This window comes from Arthrobacter sp. fls2-241-R2A-200, from assembly GCF_030209745.1.
Classification (GTDB): Bacteria; Actinomycetota; Actinomycetes; order Actinomycetales; family Micrococcaceae; genus Arthrobacter.
This window is the reverse complement of record NZ_JARVRJ010000001.1, coordinates 461028-481825: the sequence shown is the minus strand read 5'-3', so window position 1 is coordinate 481825 and position 20798 is coordinate 461028. Positions and strand designations below refer to the sequence as shown.

The window sequence follows — 20798 nt, the reverse complement described above, 5'->3', positions numbered from 1 at the left end:
TTCGATTAACAGTCGAATGCTCTGCCAATTGAGCTACGGAGGAATGAAGCGGTTATGACTTTAGCAAAGGTTTGGCGGGAAGCGAAATCGCTCGTTTATACCCCCTGGGGGTATAAAAATACCCCCGCTCCAAGGAACTTGAAGCGGGGGTATTGCGCGCTCCTCCGACTGGACTTGAACCAGTAACCCTTCGATTAACAGTCGAATGCTCTGCCAATTGAGCTACGGAGGAATGAAGCGGTTACTAGCTTAACAGGGCACTTCGGGAAAACGAAATCGACTCCCTCAGGCCTCGGCGCGCAGGGATCGGCGCTCCATTTCAAGCTGCATCAGTTCGCGGTTCAGCCGTTGGAAGTCCTCCGGATGTGCCGCCGCGTCCAACCGTTGAAGCTGCCCCATCTTGTCCGCCTTGATCTTGGTGATCTGCAGTTCGAAGAGCCGGGCTAGGATGTCCCTGCAATACCTCGCCATCGCTTCAGGGGTGGTGGCAGGCAAGGGCGTCACCGCAAGCTCGGACACCAGGGGCCGGAGTGGCTCAGGGACTTCCTGCCTGATCTGCTCCACCCATGCCACAGGGTCTGCCACATGGGCGAGGCCGGCGGCCCTGATACCGGTATGAACGGCCGCATAGGCCGGCGTGGCAAAGTGGGAGGCTTCGAATCGCGCCCACGCGTCCCCACCGAGCACGGCTGGTTCCTGCAGGACCACCTCCAGGGCTTGGCGCTCCATCCCTGCGACAGGGTCCCGCGGATCGGGCCGCTGGAAAACAAGCCCGTTCGACGCCGGTGCTGCCGCCGCCGCCAGCTGTTCGGCGCCGCCGCTCCCACCCGCGGCGGCACGCTTGGCTGCTGCCCCGACGTACCGGCTGACCTCCTCGATGGGCATTCCGAGCCAGCCCGCGAGCTCCCGGGTGTAGCCGGGCCTGGTGGCCAAGTCGCGGATCTGAGCCACGACGGGTGCTGCCTCGCGCAGCGCTGCGACCCTGCCTTCAACTGTGTCCAGGTTGTGCCGGCGGAGGGAGGCCCGGATAGCGAACTCGAAGAGCGGCTTCCGGCTGGCAATCAGCTCCCGGACCGCCAGGTCGCCTTTGAGCTGCCGGAGATCGCAGGGATCAGCACCGCTGGGCTCCACGGCAACATAGGTTTGCGCCACGAACCGCTGGTCTTCCTCAAAGGCCCGCAACGCTGCCTTCTGGCCTGCTGCGTCGCCGTCGAATGTGAAGACCACCTCGCCACCTGTGCCGTCATCAGAGAGCAGCCGCCGGGCCACCTTGATGTGTTCGGCGCCGAACGCGGTACCGCAGGTGGCCACCGCCGTCGTGACTCCTGCCAAGTGGCAGGCCATGACGTCCGTGTACCCCTCGACCACCACGAGTTGACGTTCCTTGGCGATATTCCGTTTGGCGAGGTCAATCCCATAGAGGACCTGGGATTTTTTGTAGAGCGTGGTCTCCGGGGTGTTCAGGTACTTGGGGCCTTGATCGTCGTCGTACAGTTTGCGCGCACCGAAGCCGATGGTATCGCCGGCGATGTCGCGGATTGGCCAGATAAGCCTGCCACGGAAGCGATCGTAGATGCCCCTATTACCTTCCGAAAACATTCCCGTCAGTTTCAGCTCCGCATCCGTGAAACCGCGCCCGCGCAGGTGCTTGAGCAGGGCATCCCAGCCTTGCGGTGCATAGCCGACGCCGAAATGTTCAGCAGCAGCGCGGTCAAAGCCGCGGCCGTGAAGGAAGTTGCGCGCCTCAGCCGCGCCAGGGGTCAGCAACTGGGCCCGAAAGAACTCGTCGGCGATCTTGTGCGCGTCCAGCAACCGCTGGCGTTTGCCCACTTCTTCCCGGCTGGGTCCGCTTCCGCCGTCCTCGTACCGGAGTTCGTAACCGATCCTGGCAGCGAGCTTCTCCACAGCTTCATGGAAGGAGCTGTGATCCATTTTCTGGACGAAGGAGATGGCGTCGCCGTCCTCACCGCAACCGAAACAGTGATAGCGGCCCACTTGGGGGCGAACAGTAAAGGACGGTGACCGTTCATCGTGGAAGGGGCACAGGCCTTTGAAACTGCCTAGCCCGGCACCCTTGAGCGTCACGTAACCGTCAACGACTTCCTTGATGTCCGTGCGCTGGCGTACTTCGTCGATATCTTCACGTTTGATCAGGCCAGCCACGTGACCATCCTAGTCTCTGCCGGGCGCCGGCTAACGCGGGTTAGCTGCCTCAGCTGGCGGGCGTCGGCTACCACAAGGACGGAAGACTACCCACCAACCGCTCATGCATTGCCATGGCTGAGACGTCCGTCAAGGAAGCCACCTGGTCGATGACGACGCGAAGCCGCGCACCGTCGTCGACGGCGTCGCGCCAGTCCGCGGCGAACATCGGCTCGAGGTGGCGGTCGCCGGTAGCGTTGAGGACGCCAACGAGGGCATGCAGCACTTCCCGCTGACGCTCATACACGGGCTGGCGGTGATCGGTGGAGATGACGAAAGTAGTGGCGAGGCCCTTCAGGACCGCAATCTCCGTGACGGTATCTGCAGGAACCATGAGCTCGGCGTCGTAGCGGGTGAGGTTGGCCGGCCCGAAGTGGTCACGCGTGGTGCCCATGGCGCTCTGGCAAAAGCGGCCGATCAGCTGGCTGGTCATGTCCTTCAGGGCTGCCATGGACTTCCGGCTGCCATCTGCCTCACGCACCCACACCGGCGTGGCCTCGAGCCTGGCCAGCGCGGCGTCGATCTCGGCGGGGTCGTTGTGCGGGAGGTACCACTGCTTGGTGTAGCCCACCACGCGCGCACGATGGTCCGGATTGTCCAGCCACTTGAGCTGGAAGTGCCCGGCAACGATGGCGTCTTCGACGTCGTGGACGGAGTAGGAGATGTCATCTGCCAGGTCCATCACCTGGGCTTCTATGCAGGAGCGGTTGCCCGGAGCCCCTTCGCGGAGCCATTCGAACACCGGTAAATCGTCCTCATACGCGCCGAACTTGCTGGTGCGGTGGCCGTGGATGACAGGCGCGTCGACGGCGGACCACGGGTACTTGGAGGCGGCGTCCAGGCTTGCACGGGTCAAGTTGAGTCCGGCCGGCCTGCCATCGCCACTGAGGACCTTGGGTTCCAGCCGCGTCAGCAGCCGCAGGGTTTGGGCGTTGCCTTCGAAACCACCGATGGCGTGGGCGACCTCGTTGAGGGCGGATTCGCCGTTGTGTCCGAACGGCGGATGCCCGAGGTCGTGGCTCAGGCACGCCGTGTCCACAACGTCCGGATCACACCCCAAGGAACGGCCCAGTTCCCGGCCAACTTGGGCAACCTCCAGGCTGTGCGTCAGGCGGGTGCGGACAAAGTCGTCTGTATCCGGCGCCACCACCTGTGTTTTGGCACCGAGCCTGCGCAGCGCCGAGGAGTGCAGGACACGCGCCCGGTCCCGCTCAAAATCCGAACGGTACGTGGTCTTGCGGGGTTCCTCGACCCAACGCGCGGAATCCGCTTCGGTATAGCCCGGGATCGCCAGCACGTAATCGTGTGCCGTTCCGTTCCGGCCAATCATCGCTTCGGTTCCCATGGGTAGCTGCCTCCTTCAAGCGCCGCGGTGCTTCTTGAGCCAGTCTTGCACGTATAGGGCTAGCCGCCCGACACGTCCAGCTCTGCTGCGGAGATGTCCGCGCTTTGTTCAGCATTCAGCTGGCGGCTTACCAGCCAGTCCTTGGGCAGGGCAGGCTTCTTGGGGGAACCGGCGCGGCCGCGCGGGCCCTCGGAATCGACCCCCGGGTATGGCAAATCCATGTCCAGTTCATCGAGGAGCGCGCGCAGCACCTCGAGGGTGGGCACCTGGGCCAGCTTGGCCCGAAGCTCGCCACCCACCACGTAGCCTTTGAAGTACCAGGCCATATGTTTGCGGATTTCGCGAAGCGCCTTGTATTCGTCGTTGCCAAACGTCTCCACCATGAGCTCGGCGTGCCGGTAGACTCCCTCGGCCACTTCCCGTAGACCCGGACGGTGCCGCTGGTCGCTGCCTTCAAAGGCGGCTTGGAGGTCGCCGAACAGCCACGGCCGGCCTTGGCATCCACGGCCAACCACCACGCCGTCGACGCCGGTTTCGCGCACCATGCGCACGGCGTCCTCTGCGGACCAGATATCGCCGTTGCCCAACACAGGGATGTCGGGGAGGGCCTCACGGAGGCGCGCGATGGCCGACCAGTCCGCTTGGCCGGAGTAGAACTGCGCGGCAGTGCGGCCGTGCAGGGCGACGGCGGCAACGCCCGAGTCGCGGGCGATGCGGCCGGCGTCGAGATATGTCAGGTGGTCCTCGTCGATGCCTTTGCGCATCTTGATGGTGAGGGGAATGCCGCCCTTGGAGGCTTCCTTCACCGCCGTTTGCACGATCGAGGTGAACAGGTCGATCTTCCATGGCAGGGCGGAACCGCCACCGCGGCGGGTGACTTTGGGGACAGGGCAGCCGAAGTTGAGGTCGATGTGGTCTGCGCGGTCTTCTTCGACCAGCATCCGCACAGCGGCGCCTACCGTGACGGGATCCACGCCGTAGAGCTGCACCGAGCGGACTTTCTCGTCCTCGTCATGGGAAATGATGCGCAGTGATTCGGGGGTGCGTTCCACCAAAGCCCGTGAGGTCACCATCTCGGCAACGTAGAGTCCTCCGCCGTATTCGCGGCAAAGTCGTCGGAAAGCTGAGTTGGTGATGCCGGCCATCGGAGCAAGGATGACCGGGGTGTCCACGGTGATCCCACCGAGCTTCAAAGGCGGGAGCTCAAGCTTAGGTGCAGGGGGCGTCGCTACTACAGTCACCCGTCCATTGTCTCAAATACGGGCAAATCGGGATCCCGGCCCTAGAGAAGCCAGCCCCAGTCCTTAGAGAAGCCAACCCCAGTCCTTAGAGAAGCCAACCCCAGTCCTTAGAGAAGCCAACCATTGTCCTTAGAGAAGCCAACCATTGTCCTCTGCCAGCCGCACTGCCTCCGCGCGGGTTCGGGCCCCCGTCTTTGCCATCGCCGCGGACAGATAGTTGCGGACGGTGCCCTCCGAAAGCAGGGCTGCTTTGGCAATATCGGCCACCGTGCCGCCGTCGGACGCTGCCTTGAGTACCTCCGCTTCCCGTTCGGTCAGCGGACTGTCCCCGGAGGCCAAGGACTCGGCGGCGAGCCCTGGATCAACCACGCGCAGGCCAGCGTGGACCCGCCGCACTGCCTCGGCGAGTTGCCGGGCCGGAGTGTCTTTCACGACGAACCCGGAAGCACCGGCAAGCATGGCCCGTTTGAGGTATCCCGGGCGGCCAAATGTGGTGACCATCAGGACGCGGCACCCCGGCGCCGCTTGCCGGACGGCGGCCGCGGCACTGATCCCGTCAAGCCCGGGCATTTCGACGTCGAGCATCGCGACGTCTGCGGAATGTTCCACGACGGCGTCCGCCACGCCGGTTCCGTCGCCCAACTCGGCGACCACCTCGATGTCCGGTTCCAATCCCAGGAGCGCCGCTAACGCGCCGCGCACCAATGCCTGATCGTCCGCGATAACCAAACGGATACTCATACTTCGGCAGCCAATCTGAACCCTCCAAGGTCGCTCTTGCCCACGCAGACGTTGCCTCCGGCGGCCATTACTCTTTCACGGATTCCGGTCAGGCCGTTCCCGAAGGATCCGGCCGTGCCCGGTCCCACGCCGTCGTCCTCCACGGAAACTTCCGACGCCGTCAACCGGACCCGGCATTGCTTGGCACCGGAGTGCCGCACCACATTCGTGACGCCTTCGCGCAGCACCCAGCCAAAGAGTTCGCGGTGGCGTGCCGGTACCGCATCGACCGTGGCGGGAAGGTCTGCGGTTATGCCGGCGGACTCCAAAGCTGTTCGCGCTACCGCCAGTTCGGCCAGGACGTTGACACCGCGATACCCCGCCACGGTGGCGCGAACATCTGCGAGCGCTCCCCGGGCGAGGTCCTGCACGGCCGCAATTTCCGCGGCGGCCCTCCGGAGCGGCGCAGCGTCCACGGAAGCGGACGCGGACGCCGGATCGGCGCCTGACGCCGTCTCGAGCATCCTCGCGGCGAGCTCCGCTTTGACGGCGATGACGGTCAGCGAGTGGCCGAGGATGTCATGCATGTCACGGGCAACGCGGCTCCGCTCCGCGGCGACGGCGGCTTCCGCCAACTCGGTCTGAGCAGCCCGTAGCTGGACGGTTTTTCGGATCGACCTGGCGAAGGAGCACATCATCAAACCGAGGGAGACAATGAGTGCCGGCTGGAAGAAGGCCTGGTCCTGGTTGCCCGTCAGCAGTTGGGTAGCCAGGGACGCACCAGCGAGGACACCGATGAGGACGTAATCGACCCGGGACGGCAGCGGCATCATGGCGATGGCGCAGGCGAGGAAAGGCCACGTCCAGAGCGCCTCTACGCCCACCAGGTAAATCACTATCGCGTTGAGGGCACCCAGGACACCAATGCACGCGAGCCCGGCCCGCACGCCCCGCTCCCTGCAGAACATCGGAAGCACAGCATACGCGCCGAAAAAGGCCACCAAGGATCCGGATGCAGCCGCCTTCCACGCAAGTGGCCCATCCACGGACCAAACCTGGTTCCACGTTGGTCCGGCCCAGAGAATGATCGAGAACGCGGCCCCGATGAACCAACCCCTGGGCCCGGGCCCGCGGAGTCCTGCGCTGCTGAGCCCAGGGCCGCGGATCCCCGAAGCGTTGAGTCCCCGAGCGTTGAGCCCGGGCGCACGTCGCTTGGCCCTCCGAGTCGCGGTTGTTGTCATTGGTCCCCCTGGTGGCGGTGCAGATTCGAGGTTAGACACGCTGGGTATCGCGTCGGAAGGCCATGGCAGCGCCGCCGACAAAGAGCGCCAGCCACACAACGACGTTGACGATCCACATGACATCGAATTCGCCGGTGATGGGGCTCCTTGCGAGCTGGCCGATCCCGTATGCCGGGGTGAACTTGGCAATCTGGCCGAAGGTGTCCCCCATGATTTCAATCGGCATGAAAAGCCCGCCAAGCATCGCCAGGATCGCCAGTGCCGGGCCAAGGATCTGCATCACGTTCTGGCTTGGCATCAAGTACCCTACGAACAGTCCCAGAGCGGCGAACACCAGGGAACCAACCCACGCCGTCAACCCCGCTACCAACCATGTCTGGGCATCCATGGTCACCCCCGCCGCCGCTCCGATGATGAACTGGGCTATCACTGCCACGAAGGACAGGGTCAGCGCCGCGGCCGCTTTGACGGCTATGTAGGCTCCCGGCAACAGCGGGGTCAGGCGCAGTTGGCGGCTCCAGCCCTGGGCCCGTTCCACCGCAACTTGGCTACCGGCGCCGGTGGCTGCCGTCATGGCCGCATACACCGTGAGGCTGATGAGGATGTACTGCCCGTAACTGTGGCCGTTCGGCAGCAGCTTGTCCTTATTGGACAAGCCGAAGATGAAGAAGAAAATCGCCGGCATGAAGACCGTGAACATGATGGTCCTGCGATTGCGGAGCATCCTCTTGATCTCGATCCACAGAAACGTCGTGTTGACCCCGCCCGCGGAGGGTTTCCGGTCCTGGATGGCTGGTACCTGGGTCATGCCCGGTCTCCTTCGAACGCGCGCTGGGTTGCTTGAGTGTTTGGTTCGTCAGCGGTGTTTACTTCGTCCGCGGTGATTGGTTCGTCCGCGGTCAGTGCCACAAACGCCTCCTCGAGGTTGTTCGCCACAACCTCAAGATCGTGAGCTCCGGTGGAGTTGAGCAGGAAGCGGACCACCGAATCGGAGTCGGACGTGCGGATGGTGACGCGTCCGGCGTCGTACTCCACCCGGTCAGTTGGCGGCAGTCCAGCCAGCAGGCCCTGCTCTGCAGCGGGCAAGCTCGCCCGCACGGTCCTGCCGGATGCCAGGTTCTTGACCTGCGCGGCAGTACCGTCGGCAACGATGCTTCCTTGCCGGACCAGCACGATCCGGTCCGCGTAGGCATCGGCTTCCTCAAGGTAGTGGGTGGCGAAGATGACCGTGCGTCCCCGCGAGGCGTCAGCCCTGATAGCCGCCCAGAAGTCGCGGCGTCCGGCGACGTCCATGCCAGTGGTCGGCTCATCCAGGATGAGCAAACCCGGATCGGAGACCAGGGCCATGGCAAAACGTAGGCGCTGTTGCTGGCCTCCCGAGCACTTCTCCACTTTCCTATCTGCAATGTCCAGGATCCCGGCCCGTGTCAGCACTTCCTCGACGGGGCGGGATGAATCGAACATGGCGGCGGTGAGCTGGACCGTCTCGCGGACAGTGATGTCACGCAACAACCCACCGGTCTGCATGACAGCTGCCACCTGCCCCCGTGCGATGGCCCCTCGCGGAGTGTGGCCGAAGATCGACACCTCGCCCCGGTCCGGGGAACTGAGTCCCAGGATCATGTCGATAGTGGTGGTTTTCCCGGCACCGTTAGGTCCGAGGAACGCCACCACCTCGCCTTGCTGAACGGTCAAATCCAGGCCGCGGACGGCACGGACCTTCCCAAAGCTCTTATGAAGCCCGGTGGCGTGGACGGCCGGGACGGCTGCTGTGGTCATGGTTTTCCCTCTGCTTGATTGTTCTTCAACAATTCAAGCCGCAAAACTGCTCCTGCACCCCTGAACGGTGTCACTTTTTGGGGATGACAAATGTCATCAGGCGTGTGGGTTGCAGAAGTTCAGCGCCGCTCAGTTTCGCTGTTCAGCGCCGTTCCGCTTCCCGCCGTGCCCGGCGACTTCCGACGACGACGGCCGCTGCGGAGAGTTCGCCCGAATCCTTCAGGTCTTCGGCAGCAACACGGGGCGCACCCCCAGGCTCCAGGCGCTTCGATCCGGTGGCTTTGACCACAAGGACGCCGATCAAGGTGGTCACGGGGATGGCCAGGACCAAACCGATGGACCCTACCAGGGTGCGGATGACTTCCTCTGAGAGTTCTGCGCTGGTCAACGCATCCACGAGGGGCCGGTCATAGAGCATGACGATGATGAGTATCGGCAGGGCGGCACCGGCGTAGGCGAAAGCAATCGTGTACACGGTGGAGGCGATGTGGTCCCGGCCGATCCGCATCGCTGAGGAAAACAGCTTCCGGGCACTGGAGTGGGGCGCGAGTTCATAGAGTTCCCATACCGCTGCCGACTGGGTGATGGTGACGTCGTTCAGGACGCCGAGGCCTGAGATGATGAGGCCGCAGAGCACGATGCCGGAAATCGACATCTTGTCCGACATGTTGATGAGGGTTGCGGCGTCATGATTTCCAACTCCGGCGAGGTTGGCGGCGTCGGTAGCCCAGGCGGCCAAGAGCGCTGTGATTCCCAAACCAAAAATGGTGCCCAAAAGGGCCGTTGATGTCCGGGCCGAGAATCCATGCGCGAAATAGAGGACTCCTATCATGATCACCGTGGACCCGACCAGGGCAAACAGCAACGGCGGCTTCCCTTCCACCAGGCCCGGCAGGATGAAGCCGACCAGCACAAAGTACGCGCCAACCAGCCCCAGAAGGGCCCGGAGCCCCCGCCATCGGGCGACGGCGATAACCACCACGGCGTAGAGCACCGCGAGCAGCGCAATCGGCAGCGTCCGCACGAAGTCGACAAAGACGTACGACGGCGAGCCGTTGCCCGCGTTTGCGCCTTGGACGGCCGAAAGGTTTAGGTAACGAATGGGATCGCCAACCTTGACGCCGTGCGACTTGGCAACATCCGGGTTGATCACCACCTTGACCGTGGCACCGCCTTTGTCCGGTTCGGTGATGGCGAATGTGCATTGGGACCCGGCCCCCTGGCCGCTGCCTGCCTGGGGACCGGCCGTCTGACCCGTTGGTGTTTGGCCTGTTTGTGTACAGCTCTCCAGCGCCACACTCTGGATCTTTCCGGTATCGAACGTGACTCCCGGAGCAGCCTGGTACGGGCTCGCAAACGAGATATTGTCCCGGTTTCCGGAAGGCCACATCAGCACCATGGCCACGAGGGTGAGCAGACCCAGAGGCACGAGGACTGCAGCCAAAAGCCGGTTGGCCCTCTTACGTGAAGCCAAGGCCTGTGGCGTCGGCTCGGAATCTCCGGCATCGCCGTGGGAGTGACCGTGACCCATCAGATACAAAACCTCATCGGATAACCCTAGCCGCGGCTCAGTCGCTAACGATCAGTGTGTCTGCCCCGCGCACGCGGGCCCTGCCGGATTCCAAGAGAGGTTCAAGGACCGTCCGCAAGGCAGTCATCGAATCGTCGACCTCCAGCAACACAGGGTGCTGGTAGGCGATCAGGGCCAAAAGGTCCCGCACGGCGAAGGCTGCGTCCTCGTCGGAGAGGGACGGGTCATGCCCCAAGAACACATCCGAAGGTTCATCCGAAGTACCTTGCGCGTAGCTGATGGCGAACGCCTGGATCTTGCCCTTGCGGCTCGCCGGAATGCCCTGGCCAAAGGCGCTTGCCTTGGGCGCCCGCAGCACGATTGCGCCATGGGCTCCGGCGAGGTCGTGCAGGAACAAGCGCTGCACTGTGGCGATGCTCAACTCCCCCGGGCTGTCCCAGTGGTGGACATGTGAGTAGTACTTACCCACCACGTCACTCAACTCCACCGATCCGGTTGCCAAATCCTCCACGCGCTCGGAAGCGGCTTCCTCGGAACCATCCCCAAAACGCGGGAGGTTCAGCGGCTCCGGTTCCACGACGACCAACTGGGAACGCTGGATCGGGGCAAGCCCGGCGGCCGCGGCAAAAGCCGCCCCGGCCGTATCCGGTTCCACCTTGCTCCGCAATTTGATAACGCCCGACGGCGAGTGCCCGGCTTCACGGCGAAGCATAGCCAGGAGGGTACCTCCGACGCCGTTGCGCCGGTGGTCCTTGGCCACCTCGATGTACGCCCATAGGCGTTCGGGGTGCAGCGATGCCTCGTGGACCACGCCGGCGGCAACGGGAATCCGCACGCCGTCCACCACGTCTTCGGCCACGATGCATCGGCGCCAAGGCTGGTTGCTCGACGGCGCCAAGGCTGCACGGAACTGCTCAGCCGGCAGCGTTTCCGGGCCGCCCCAGATTTCCAGGAGGGCGAGGTCGTCGCCTTCCTTCCATTCGCGGTATTCCAACGCCACGGTCAGGCGCCGATCAGCCGTGCGGCCAGGTAGGACTCAACCTTGTCCAAGGAAACACGTTCCTGGCTCATGGTGTCACGCTCACGGATGGTGACGGCCTGGTCCTCGAGGGTGTCGAAGTCTACGGTGATGCAGAACGGGGTACCGATTTCGTCCTGGCGACGGTAGCGGCGGCCGATCGCACCGGCGTCGTCAAAATCGATGTTCCAGTTCTTGCGCAACTGCGCGCCCAGCGCCTTGGCCTTCGGGGAGAGGTCCTCGTTGCGGCTCAACGGAAGGACGGCAGCCTTGACCGGGGCCAGGCGCGGGTCCAGTTTCAGTACCGTACGGACGTCGACGCCGCCCTTGGCGTTGGGTGCCTCGTCTTCTGTGTAGGCGTCAATCAGGAAAGCCATGAAGGAGCGGGTCAGGCCGGCAGCGGGTTCAATGACGAACGGGGTGTACCGCTCGTTGGTGGCCTGGTTGAAGTAGCTCAAATCCGTTCCCGAAGCCTTGGCGTGCGTGGAAAGGTCGAAGTCCGTGCGGTTAGCGATGCCCTCAAGCTCGCCCCACTCGGAGCCTTGGAAGCCGAAGCGGTACTCGATGTCCGTGGTGCCCTTGGAGTAGTGGCTCAGCTTTTCCAGCGGGTGCTCAAAGAACCGGAGGTTGTCCTCACGGATGCCCAGATCCGTGTACCAGGACATGCGTTCCTTCATCCAGTACTGGTGCCACTCTTCGTCCGTGCCGGGTTCTACGAAGAACTCCATTTCCATCTGCTCGAACTCGCGTGTGCGGAAGATGAAGTTACCCGGGGTGATCTCGTTACGGAAGGACTTGCCGATCTGGCCGATGCCGAACGGCGGCTTTTTCCGCGAGGTGGTGAGGACGTTGTTAAAGTTCACGAAAATGCCCTGTGCCGTTTCCGGGCGGAGGTAGTGCATGCCTTCATCGCTGGCCACCGGGCCGAGGAAGGTCTTGAGGAGGCCGGAGAACTCCTGCGGCTCGGTCCACTGGCCACGGGTTCCGCAGTTAGCGCAGACAATGTCCGCGAGGCCGTTTTCGGCCGGGCGGCCCTTCTTTTCCTCGTACTCTTCTTCGAGGTGGTCCGCACGGTAGCGCTTGTGGCAGGAGAGGCATTCCACCAAGGGGTCGGAGAACACCTCGACGTGACCGGAAGCTTCCCATACCTGGCGGGGAAGGATGACGGAGGAATCAAGTCCTACAACGTCTTCACGGCCACGGACCATGCTCTGCCACCACTGGCGCTTGATGTTTTCCTTCAGTTCCGCACCAAGGGGGCCGTAATCCCACGCTGAGCGGGAGCCACCATAGATTTCACCGGCCTGGAAGACAAAGCCCCTCCGCTTGGAGAGGGAAATGACCTGGTCAAGGACGGATTTTGCTGCCATGGGGTGCTCCATTTGTTCTACAGGGCCGCTGGGTGCGGTCCGCGGTTGTGTTCCCCTGGTTCCGGACGCGGGTGTCCGGCGGGGCGCTCGGGATAGGTACTGCGTTCTAGCCTACCGGCCTTTGGCCGCTGGTTTTCGTGCGAAAGCTCCCCTGGGCCAGGGCAGCGTGGCCACGATGATCGCGGCGAGCGTGAGGACCGTGCCCAGCACCGTGGGCAAGGCGACCACCGTACCGGGACTGGGGATCACGACGTCGAGCACCAACGAACCCACCAGCTGCCCGGCGATCATGCCCAGCCCCGTGATGAGCACGCCGAGGCTGCGGACCAGCAGGGCCGCCAGGCCAATGAAAAGGCATCCCATGGGGCCGCCGAGGTAGTACCACCACTCCGTTGGAAGCGGATTCCCGGGGCCGGCCACCGCCAGCTTGATGACCCAGGCGACCCATAGGATGGCGGACCCTGCGAGGAAGTTCACCAAAGTCGCCGCAAGGGGCGTCCCGTAGTGCACCGTAGCGGTTCCATTCATGGCCTGTTGGAAACTCATGAGGAACCCCGCCACCAAGGGCAGCAGCACAGGCAGAACAAGGGACGCAATGTCCGCCGCGCCACCGAAGCGCGGGGAAACTGCCCAGGCGACGGCGGCAACGGTCAGGATGCTGCCCAGTACCCGGATACCCGTGATGGGGCGCTTTCCACCGGGACCGATGCCCATGCGATCCACCAGCAACCCGCTGAGGGTTTGCCCGGTCACGGCGGCGACCGTGAACAGTGCCACCCCCAGCAAGGCAATGGTGAAGGACTGGGCGCACACGAATAACGCGCCTATAGCTCCCGCGGTGACGTAAAAGCGCGGAAAGCTACGGTTCCGGACAGCGGGGATGATGCGCTGCAGCCCTGAGCGGCCTTTGGACGTGGCCAGTGAGACAGCACCGATGACGATCAGCCCTGTGGTGAAACTCACCACAGCAGCAGCGATGCCATCGTTCAATCTGCCCCCCAGGGCTCCGTTGATCCTTCCCTGAAGGGGAATGACCAGTCCGGTAGCTACTGCGATAGGGAGGCCAAGGGCGAGCGGGAGGGCGGGTCGGGAAGAAGGCTGCGGCACTGTCACACCCTACTTCAGGCATCATTGCTGTATGAGCAATCCGGAAATCGAAGAGGTCCCCATCCGTGACGACATGATCCGTCTCGGCCAACTGCTGAAGCTCGCCAACTTGGTGGAGGACGGCGTGGAAGCAACGGAGCTCATCAAGAATGGCTTGGTCAAAGTCAATGGTGAAATCGATGAACGTCGCGGCCGCCAACTCCGTGCCGGCGATACCGTGACCGTCAACGGCCAGACGGTCCGAATCACCTCCGCCTAGGAATTGCTCAGGACCTTGTGGGTCAGGAACTCCCCCACATGGCCGATCTCCTGCTGGTTGATGCCGTGCCACATCCCGGTGTACAGCACCTTGGTGAGGTCGACGTGGCTGCGGACCCACCCCATGGTGTAGTCGATCTTGTCTGCCGTGATGACCGGGTCCTGCTGGTCCCGGCCCCAGAACATGGGGACGGATCCGTCGAGCTCGGCGTCCCGGAAGGCGGCATCGGCGCCGGCGTCGATCACGAACCCTGAAAGCCCGACGACGGCGGCGAAGTCCGCGGGCCGGTAGCGGAGCATGGTGGTGGCCATGGCCATGCCCATGGAGAAGCCCAACAGCGTCACGGACGGGTGGTTGGCCTTGACGGTGTCCAGCCATTCCAGCGCGTACTCGGCGGCGAGCTTCACGGCGTCGAGCGAATACTCGATGGAAGCCGTCAGCGGGAACCACGAAAATCCCGGACCCGTGGGCAACGGTGCGCGCAGCGCCGCCACCACGAAGCCCTCGGGCAACAGGCCCGCCAGGCTGAAAAGATCTTCCTCGTTGGAGCCGTAACCATGCAGCAGGACCAAAAGGGGCTTGCCGGCGCGTTCGGCTTCATTGTGGGACCACAGGACAACGGGCGCGGGAAATGCAGCGGCTTCAGTCATGAGGACTATTCTTGCAGTTACCGGTAAGTAGCTACTGCCGGTGACACTTTTTGCAGCAAGCGTTGGAGGCGACGCAGGTAAAGAGGCAGGTGCAACACATGAGCGTGGATGGGATTAACCCGTTGGAAATGCCGGAGCAGTCGGTCAGCCACTTGGTCAACAGGCACCCCTGGAGCCGCTACGTGGCCTTGGGCGATTCGTTCACGGAGGGCATCGGAGACCCCGAACCGCTGAACCCTGGCGGTTATCGCGGGTGGGCGGACCGCGTAGCTGAAGAGCTTGGCCGTGGTCATGAGGATTTCGCCTACGCCAACCTCGCCATCCGGGGACGGTTGCTACAACAAATTGTGGATGAACAAGTGGGCCCATGCTTGGACCTGCGGCCGGATCTCGTGTCCATTTCTGCCGGCGGCAACGACCTCATCCGTCCAAGCGGTGACCCGGATGCCTTGGCCGAAAAGCTGGACGCCGCCGTCGCCGAGCTCGGTTCCCGCGGCGCCACTGTGGTGTTGTTCAACGGCCCTGATACGGCGTTCTCCGTGTTGAACCGGATCCGCGGCAAGGTGGCCATCTACAACGAAAACCTCCGCACGGTAGCTGCCCGGCACGATGCCATTGTCGCGGACATGTGGTCCTTGCGGCAGCTGGCTGACCCGCAGATGTGGGACGTGGACCGCTTGCACTTTTCCCCATTGGGCCACCACACCATTGCCATGATGGTGTTGGACGCCCTCAACGTCCAGCACACCTTGGAGCCGCTGCTGCCCACGGACCTCCCGCCCCGGACGTGGCGCGAAGCGCGGTCCTCGGACCTGGTCTGGGCGCGTGAGTACTTCGTTCCGTGGGTCATCCGGAGATTGCGGCATCGGTCATCCGGCGACGGGATCACTCCTAAACGCCCGACGCCGGGGCCCGCCGTCGGCCCCAACGGGACCTTATTGCCGCACGAGTAGGGTCATTGACCTGCCCCGGAGCTGGGCGCAGTGGTGTTGCCGCCAGCGCCGCGACGTCCCTGACCGGTCCCTTGGTTCCCCGTTCCGTTGCTGCCGCCCCCGCCGTTTCCGGTCCGCAGGTTGGTCCCTTGGAAGTTGCCCACATTCCGTCCAGCCCGGTTACCCAGATCTATTTGCTTCTGGACCACTGAGCCGCCAAAGAATCCCGCCACCACGAGCAAGACGCACGCCAGCACCTTTGTGGAACGGCCCGGGGTGTACCGCTTCCGGGGAACAAAGGGCTCGTCATCCGGTGGCGGCAGCATTGAATCGTCGGGAAAGGGTTCGGGCATTTCGTCGTACCCCATGGGCGGGACCGGAGCCGGGAGGGCCTCAGTGACAGCGTCGCCGGGATCGCGGCTGCCGGTGTTGGAGCTGTTCATGATTTCCTATTCGTACCGAAGGGCATCAATGGGCCGCAGTTTAGCGGCTTTGTTGGCGGGATAAACCCCGAAGACGAGCCCGATCACGGCCGAAACCGCCAAGGAGAGCCAGACCGTCCACGCCTGCACCTCAGGCTGGACACCGAGCACGGGGAACGCGCTGCCGGCAAAACCAATCGCGATACCAGCCACTCCACCGATCACGGAAATCACCAGGGACTCGATCAGGAACTGGGCCACGATGCTTCCCCTTGAAGCCCCGATCGCTTTCCGGATGCCGATCTCCCTCGTCCTCTCCGTCACAGTCACCAACATGATGTTCATCACCCCGATGCCCCCCACCAGGAGGCTGATGGCGGCAACAGCGCCGAGCAGGATAGTGAGCGTCTGTGTGGTACTGGTGGCCGTAGTCAGGATCTGGGCCTGGTTCCGGACTTGGTAGTCCCGGGTGGTGGAATCCACGTGATGGCGGGCGTCCAAGATCATTTGGACTTCGTTTTGGGCTTGGTTCATCACATCAGCCGAGCGGGCCTGGACCGTTATGGACGCCAGCGTGGGCGCATAGCCGGTGAACTTGTTCTGCGCGGCAGAAAACGGGATCACCACGATGTCATCGGGATCGCTCAGGCCCGATGAACCTTTGGCAGCCAAGACGGCGGAAACGGTGAAGTTTTGCCCGTTGAGCTGGATTGTTTGTCCAACGGCGGAGCCGGTGGCGGGTCCAAAGAGGTCAGCGGCCACCGTGTTTCCGATGACGGCCACAGGAGTGCCTGCCTGCTGGTCGGCGGCCGTGAACAGCGCACCGGACGCTGCGGTGCTGTTGCTGATATCAAAGTATGACGATGTGGTCCCTAGGAAGCTTGCCACCGAATGCGTGGCACCGCTGTATGTCGCAGTGACACCCTGTGCCTGGACGATCGGGGCGGTCCGGGCGATGTCCGGTGCCAGCACTGGATCGGTCAGGGAGTTCTCGTCCTCGACGGTGAGGTTGGTGCTGCGGGTTCGGTTGGCCCCGGCTTGGCCTCCTGTGGCACGGCCCCCGGCACTGGTGGAACGGGTGACCGTCAGCACGTTCGTCCCCAACTTGGCAATCTGCGCCTTGATGTTGTTGCTTGTCCCGGCGCCGACGGCCAACAGCACTATCACCGCGGCAATACCGATCAAGATGCCCAGGGTGGTGAGGACTGAGCGCATCTTGTTGGCCGCAACTCCCGAGAGTGCGAACCTGGCTGATTCGAGAAGATTCATGGTCTCCCCGCGAAAGATCTACCCGGTACAGGGGTTTGGCGAACATCCGAGATGATCCGGCCATCCTGCATCCTGATCACCCTGCCGGCACGCTCCGCGACGTCCATTTCGTGGGTGATCATGACGATGGTCCGCCCTGTGGCGTGGAGCCTGCCGAAAAGATCCAGGATCTCGGCCGAGGACCTCGAGTCCAGTGCTCCTGTGGGCTCGTCTGCGAGCAGAAGCACGGGGTTGGTCACCAAGGCCCGGGCAATCGCGACGCGTTGTTGTTGCCCGCCCGAAAGTTGGGAAGGTTTGTGCCCCGAGCGGCTCGACAACCCTACCGCGTCAAGCATGGCCATAGCCCTGTTGTGCCGGTCGTGGCGCCCGACCTTTGCATACGCCAGCGGCATGGCCACGTTATCGACAGCTTTGGTGCGCGAAATGAGGTTGAAGTTCTGGAAGACAAAACCGATTTTCCGGTTGCGTATCTGGGCCTGTTGGTACTCATCCAACTCGCTGGTATCGATTCCGTCCAGGAAATAGCTCCCTGTGGTCGGGGCGTCCAGGCAGCCGATGATGTTCATCATGGTTGATTTACCGGATCCCGAAGCCCCAATGATCGCCACGAAATCGCCGCGTTCAATGGAAAGGCTCACGTTGTCCAATGCCCGCACTTCGGCCTCGCCTTTGCCGTAGACCTTAGTGACCCCGGCGAGTTCGATGACCGATGCCACGGCTTACTGACCGCCGTTTCGTGCGCCGCCGCGGTTGGTGCCGGTACCGCCGAAGCCGCCCGTGCCGAAGCCGCCGCCGGTGGTGGTACTGCCGGTATCCAAGGTGCTTGAGATGGCCGGCAACTGAACTTGGTCACCGTCGGAGAGACCTGTCAGGATCTGGGTTCGGCCGTTCGCACTGATCCCGGTGGTGACGGTTACCGGCGTCGGCGTGCCGTTCTTCACGACGCTGACTGTCTGCCTGTTCCCCGTGGTGGTGATGGCCAGGCTTGGAACTACCAGCGCATTGGTTGCTGTGGCCGTGGTGACGGAGATGTTGGCACTCTGCCCAAGCCGGAGGCCTGCCGGTGGATTGGCAATGGAGACGGTTACCGGGTAGGTGACCACTCCATTGGTGGTAGTGGACGTTTGGGCAATCGAAACAACTTTTCCGGTTACAGGAGCAGCGGTTGGATCCTGTGGCAAGGCAGGAAAGGTGAATTGTGCGGTTTGATCGGGTTTCATGCTGGTCACGTCGGATTCGGAGAAGCCAGCCACTACCTGAAGATGGCCGGTGTCGCTGATGGTCACCAAGCCAGCGCTCGACGCCGAACCACCCGAAGCAGCGACAGTCCCCGTCCCGGCCGCGGATCCACCGGCACCGGCGGAACCCGTGGAACCCGTAGCCGAGGCTGCCGAGCCCCCACCGGACGAACCGGTCAGCGCCCCGACGGTGGCAGTTACCGCGGATACCGTGCCGGACACGGGAGCTGTCAGGTTGCAGTCGGCGAGGTTCGCTTGGGCCGTCTGTACAGCGAGCCGGGCACTGGTGACGTTCGTGGCGCCCGCCGAGGCCGCAGAGTTTTGGGCATTTCCGAGCGCCGTTGTTGCGGAAGCGACCTGTTGTTTATCTTTCAGCTGGGTGCTGGCAGCTTGGTTTTGTGCCTGGCTGAGGGACGCCTGGTCTTTGGCGAGTTGGTTCTGCGCCGCCACGACCGGATCGGTCCAGTTCGCCGGCTTCGGGTTGGGGACGGGAACGGCTTTTGCAGCAGTGACCGCGGCATTGTCTGCGTCCACGGCCTTCTGTGCTGCGGCAACGGTTGAGGCCTGCTGGGAGTTATCCAATGCCGCTGACTGCTGGGCGTTAATGAGGGCCTGGTTTGCCGAGGACACCTGCCCACTCGCCGAGACCTGTTGCTGGTTTGCCTGGGCAGTGACGGAATCCAGCTGCGCTTGGGCCGCATCCAAGCTGTTCTGCGCATTTGTAGGGTCAATGGACACGAGCAGCTGGCCCACGCTGACTTGCTGGCCAAGAGTGGCGCCCACCGAGAGGATCACCCCGCTGCAGTTCCGGGCATTGACGACGGTGGTGGACTGCGGGGCCACATTGCCCGACGCCGTAGCCACCGAGGAGATATCAGCCTTGCCTACCGTCACGGTCCTCGTTGCCGTGGCCGGGGTGGTGGAGCCTGCGGCCGTCGCGGTGAGGTAGGTACCCGCACCAAGTGCGACTATGACAGCGCCCAGGCCCACGTTAATCACAAGGGTTTTTGACATCATGGCTGGAGGTTATGGGCCGGACCTGAGTGAAGCCCTTGAAAGTCATGGAAGGAGGCCGAAAAAAGTCGAATTGTTGCAAACGGCTTCTTAGCTGAAGAACGCCTCACCGAGCTGCGCTGACAGCTGCCCGATTTCCGTGAGGAAGCCGTCATGCCCGATCGGCGCCTCGATGACATGGACCGCAACATCACCTGGCAGGGCAGCGGCAAGTTCGCGTGATTGCGCCGGGAAGTACAGCCGATCGGTGTCTACTGCGGCCACGAAGAATTCCGCTGTTGCGCGGGACAGGGACTGCTGCAGACCACCCCGGCCCCGGGTGACGTCATGGGACATCAAGGCCTCAGTGATGGCGACGTAGCTGTTGGCGTCAAAGCGTTGCACCAACTTCTTACCCTGATGGTCCAGGTAGCTTTCCACTTGGTAGCGCCCCCGCTCCCCCAAGACCGGCGCAACAAGGGGTGCTTCCTTGGGCTGGGCTTGCCTGCCGAAGCGAAGGTCCAACTCCAAGGCCGAACGATAGGTGATGTGCGCTATGCGCCGCGCCAAGGCCAACCCGTTCTCGGGGGCCGGGCCGTCGTAATAGTCCCCATTGTTGAAGTTCGGGTCTTGCCGGATCGCAAGGGTCTGGGACTGGGCAAAGGCGATTTGCTCCGCCGTGCTGTAGGCGCCCACGGAGATCACGGCGCAGCGCTTGACGCGTTCGGGAAACGTGATGGCCCATTCAAGGGCCCTGGCCCCGCCCATGGAACCTCCGAGCACGGCGTGCCAGGCATCGATACCCAGGACATCGGCGAGCCGGGCCTCGGCTTCGGTGGTGTCCCGGAGCGTGATCAGCGGAAACCGCGATCCCCAAGGTTTCCCGTCGGGAGCCTGGCTGGATGGCCCGGTGCTCCCGTAGCAACCGCCCACGATGTTGATGGAGACAACAAAGAATCTGTTGGTGTCGATGGTCGCACCTGGACCGACGAGTTGCTCCCACCAACCTTCCTCGCCCGTGCTCCCCCGAGCCACGTGGGTACTTCCGGTCAGGGCATGCTGGACCAACACCGCGTTGGATCGATCCGGGTTCAGGCTCCCCCACGTTTCGTAAGCCAAGACGACATCCGGGAGGTAACCCCCGGCCTCAAGTTCCAACGAACCTATCCGGGCGTAGCGGACCGTTCCGTCTTCTTTTCCGGAAGTGGGAATGGCTGTAGCAGTGATGGTCATTTCCTTCGACACCTAAACCTCGCACTTGCCAGTCGCCTTGCGTGCGACGGGCCAGGTCCTCACCCGGGGCACCCCACCGCGGAGGAGGGTTGCCGGCCAGCAAGCCGGGGCTGTGTGCTGGCACTCATGACCTAATACGTAGAGTTTAGGAAGAACATCCCTCTTCAGGCGAAGATTGTGACACCAGTGTGACGTTTTGGGTGCGGCTTGTTCTCCGAAAGCCAGGACTGGACGCCGCCCACCGAATA

19 protein-coding genes, 1 tRNA gene and 1 riboswitch are annotated in these 20798 nt (G+C 63.3%); of the genes, 2 read left to right on the top strand and 18 right to left on the bottom strand.

The genetic code is table 11. The features are described from left to right. Positions 1-159 precede the first annotated feature (159 nt). The 12 genes from QRN42_RS02180 to QRN42_RS02125 form a co-directional block, all read right to left on the bottom strand. Positions 160-232, bottom strand: a tRNA-Asn gene (locus QRN42_RS02180). 53 nt (positions 233-285) lie between these two features. After that, entirely contained in the window at positions 286-2163 is a 1878-nt protein-coding gene (dnaG, locus tag QRN42_RS02175) for a DNA primase (RefSeq protein ID WP_284977837.1), read from the bottom strand. A 67-nt stretch (positions 2164-2230) separates the two neighbouring features. Beyond that, positions 2231-3547, bottom strand: coding sequence for a deoxyguanosinetriphosphate triphosphohydrolase (locus QRN42_RS02170; protein WP_284974505.1), 1317 nt, complete (start codon positions 3545-3547; stop codon positions 2231-2233). A 59-nt stretch (positions 3548-3606) separates the two neighbouring features. Beyond that, positions 3607-4788 (bottom strand): tRNA dihydrouridine synthase DusB, encoded by a 1182-nt coding sequence (dusB, locus tag QRN42_RS02165; protein WP_284977836.1) that lies wholly within the window; start codon positions 4786-4788, stop codon positions 3607-3609. A 129-nt stretch (positions 4789-4917) separates the two neighbouring features. Further along, complete coding sequence (locus QRN42_RS02160) at positions 4918-5529, bottom strand: response regulator transcription factor (RefSeq protein WP_284977835.1); 612 nt, start codon at positions 5527-5529, stop codon at positions 4918-4920. After that, on the bottom strand, positions 5526-6749 hold the full coding sequence (locus QRN42_RS02155) for a sensor histidine kinase (RefSeq protein ID WP_284977833.1): 1224 nt from the start codon (positions 6747-6749) through the stop codon (positions 5526-5528). Before QRN42_RS02155 ends, QRN42_RS02160 begins: the two co-directional genes overlap by 4 nt. Before the next feature lie 31 nt (positions 6750-6780). Continuing rightward, positions 6781-7557: an ABC transporter permease gene (locus tag QRN42_RS02150; protein WP_284977831.1), complete on the bottom strand. Its 777-nt coding sequence runs from the start codon at positions 7555-7557 to the stop codon at positions 6781-6783. Then, complete coding sequence (locus QRN42_RS02145) at positions 7554-8528, bottom strand: ABC transporter ATP-binding protein (protein WP_284977829.1); 975 nt, start codon at positions 8526-8528, stop codon at positions 7554-7556. The genes QRN42_RS02150 and QRN42_RS02145 overlap by 4 nt, the downstream gene beginning before the upstream one ends. A gap of 142 nt (positions 8529-8670) precedes the next feature. Then, entirely contained in the window at positions 8671-10059 is a 1389-nt protein-coding gene (locus tag QRN42_RS02140; protein WP_284977827.1) for a YibE/F family protein, read from the bottom strand. Between the two features lie 37 nt (positions 10060-10096). Continuing rightward, positions 10097-11059, bottom strand: coding sequence for a GNAT family N-acetyltransferase (locus QRN42_RS02135; protein ID WP_284977825.1), 963 nt, complete (start codon positions 11057-11059; stop codon positions 10097-10099). Positions 11060-11061: 2 nt separating this feature from the next. After that, positions 11062-12447, bottom strand: coding sequence for a glycine--tRNA ligase (locus QRN42_RS02130; protein ID WP_284977823.1), 1386 nt, complete (start codon positions 12445-12447; stop codon positions 11062-11064). A 111-nt stretch (positions 12448-12558) separates the two neighbouring features. Further along, positions 12559-13554 (bottom strand): DMT family transporter, encoded by a 996-nt coding sequence (locus QRN42_RS02125; RefSeq protein WP_284977822.1) that lies wholly within the window; start codon positions 13552-13554, stop codon positions 12559-12561. Between the two features lie 31 nt (positions 13555-13585). On the opposite strand from QRN42_RS02125, the gene QRN42_RS02120 reads away from it, so the two are divergent. Further along, complete coding sequence (locus tag QRN42_RS02120) at positions 13586-13813, top strand: RNA-binding S4 domain-containing protein (RefSeq protein ID WP_284977821.1); 228 nt, start codon at positions 13586-13588, stop codon at positions 13811-13813. Here the strand turns inward: QRN42_RS02120 and QRN42_RS02115 are convergent. Next, the gene (locus QRN42_RS02115) at positions 13810-14463 is read right to left on the bottom strand and encodes an alpha/beta hydrolase (protein ID WP_284977820.1); all 654 of its coding nucleotides are present in this window, start codon (positions 14461-14463) and stop codon (positions 13810-13812) included. The genes QRN42_RS02120 and QRN42_RS02115 overlap by 4 nt on opposite strands. 128 nt (positions 14464-14591) lie before the next feature. Between QRN42_RS02115 and QRN42_RS02110 the strand changes: the two genes are divergently transcribed. After that, positions 14592-15416, top strand: a complete 825-nt coding sequence (locus QRN42_RS02110; RefSeq protein ID WP_284977862.1) for an SGNH/GDSL hydrolase family protein — start codon at positions 14592-14594, stop codon at positions 15414-15416. 2 nt (positions 15417-15418) lie between these two features. On the opposite strand, the gene QRN42_RS02105 is transcribed toward QRN42_RS02110, so the two are convergent. From QRN42_RS02105 to metX, 5 genes are all read right to left on the bottom strand, one after another. Then, positions 15419-15838: a hypothetical protein gene (locus tag QRN42_RS02105; protein WP_284977819.1), complete on the bottom strand. Its 420-nt coding sequence runs from the start codon at positions 15836-15838 to the stop codon at positions 15419-15421. 6 nt (positions 15839-15844) lie between these two features. Beyond that, positions 15845-17086 (bottom strand): ABC transporter permease, encoded by a 1242-nt coding sequence (locus QRN42_RS02100; protein WP_284977817.1) that lies wholly within the window; start codon positions 17084-17086, stop codon positions 15845-15847. Next, positions 17083-17802, bottom strand: a complete 720-nt coding sequence (locus QRN42_RS02095) for an ABC transporter ATP-binding protein (RefSeq protein WP_284977815.1) — start codon at positions 17800-17802, stop codon at positions 17083-17085. The genes QRN42_RS02100 and QRN42_RS02095 overlap by 4 nt, the downstream gene beginning before the upstream one ends. Before the next feature lie 3 nt (positions 17803-17805). Then, positions 17806-19341 (bottom strand): HlyD family efflux transporter periplasmic adaptor subunit, encoded by a 1536-nt coding sequence (locus QRN42_RS02090; protein ID WP_284977813.1) that lies wholly within the window; start codon positions 19339-19341, stop codon positions 17806-17808. A gap of 87 nt (positions 19342-19428) precedes the next feature. Continuing rightward, positions 19429-20550 carry a homoserine O-acetyltransferase MetX gene (gene metX / locus QRN42_RS02085; protein WP_284977811.1) on the bottom strand — a complete coding sequence of 374 codons (1122 nt, stop codon included), beginning with the start codon at positions 20548-20550 and terminating at the stop codon, positions 19429-19431. 16 nt (positions 20551-20566) lie between these two features. Beyond that, a riboswitch (SAM riboswitch) is annotated at positions 20567-20682 on the bottom strand. Positions 20683-20798: the final 116 nt, after the last annotated feature.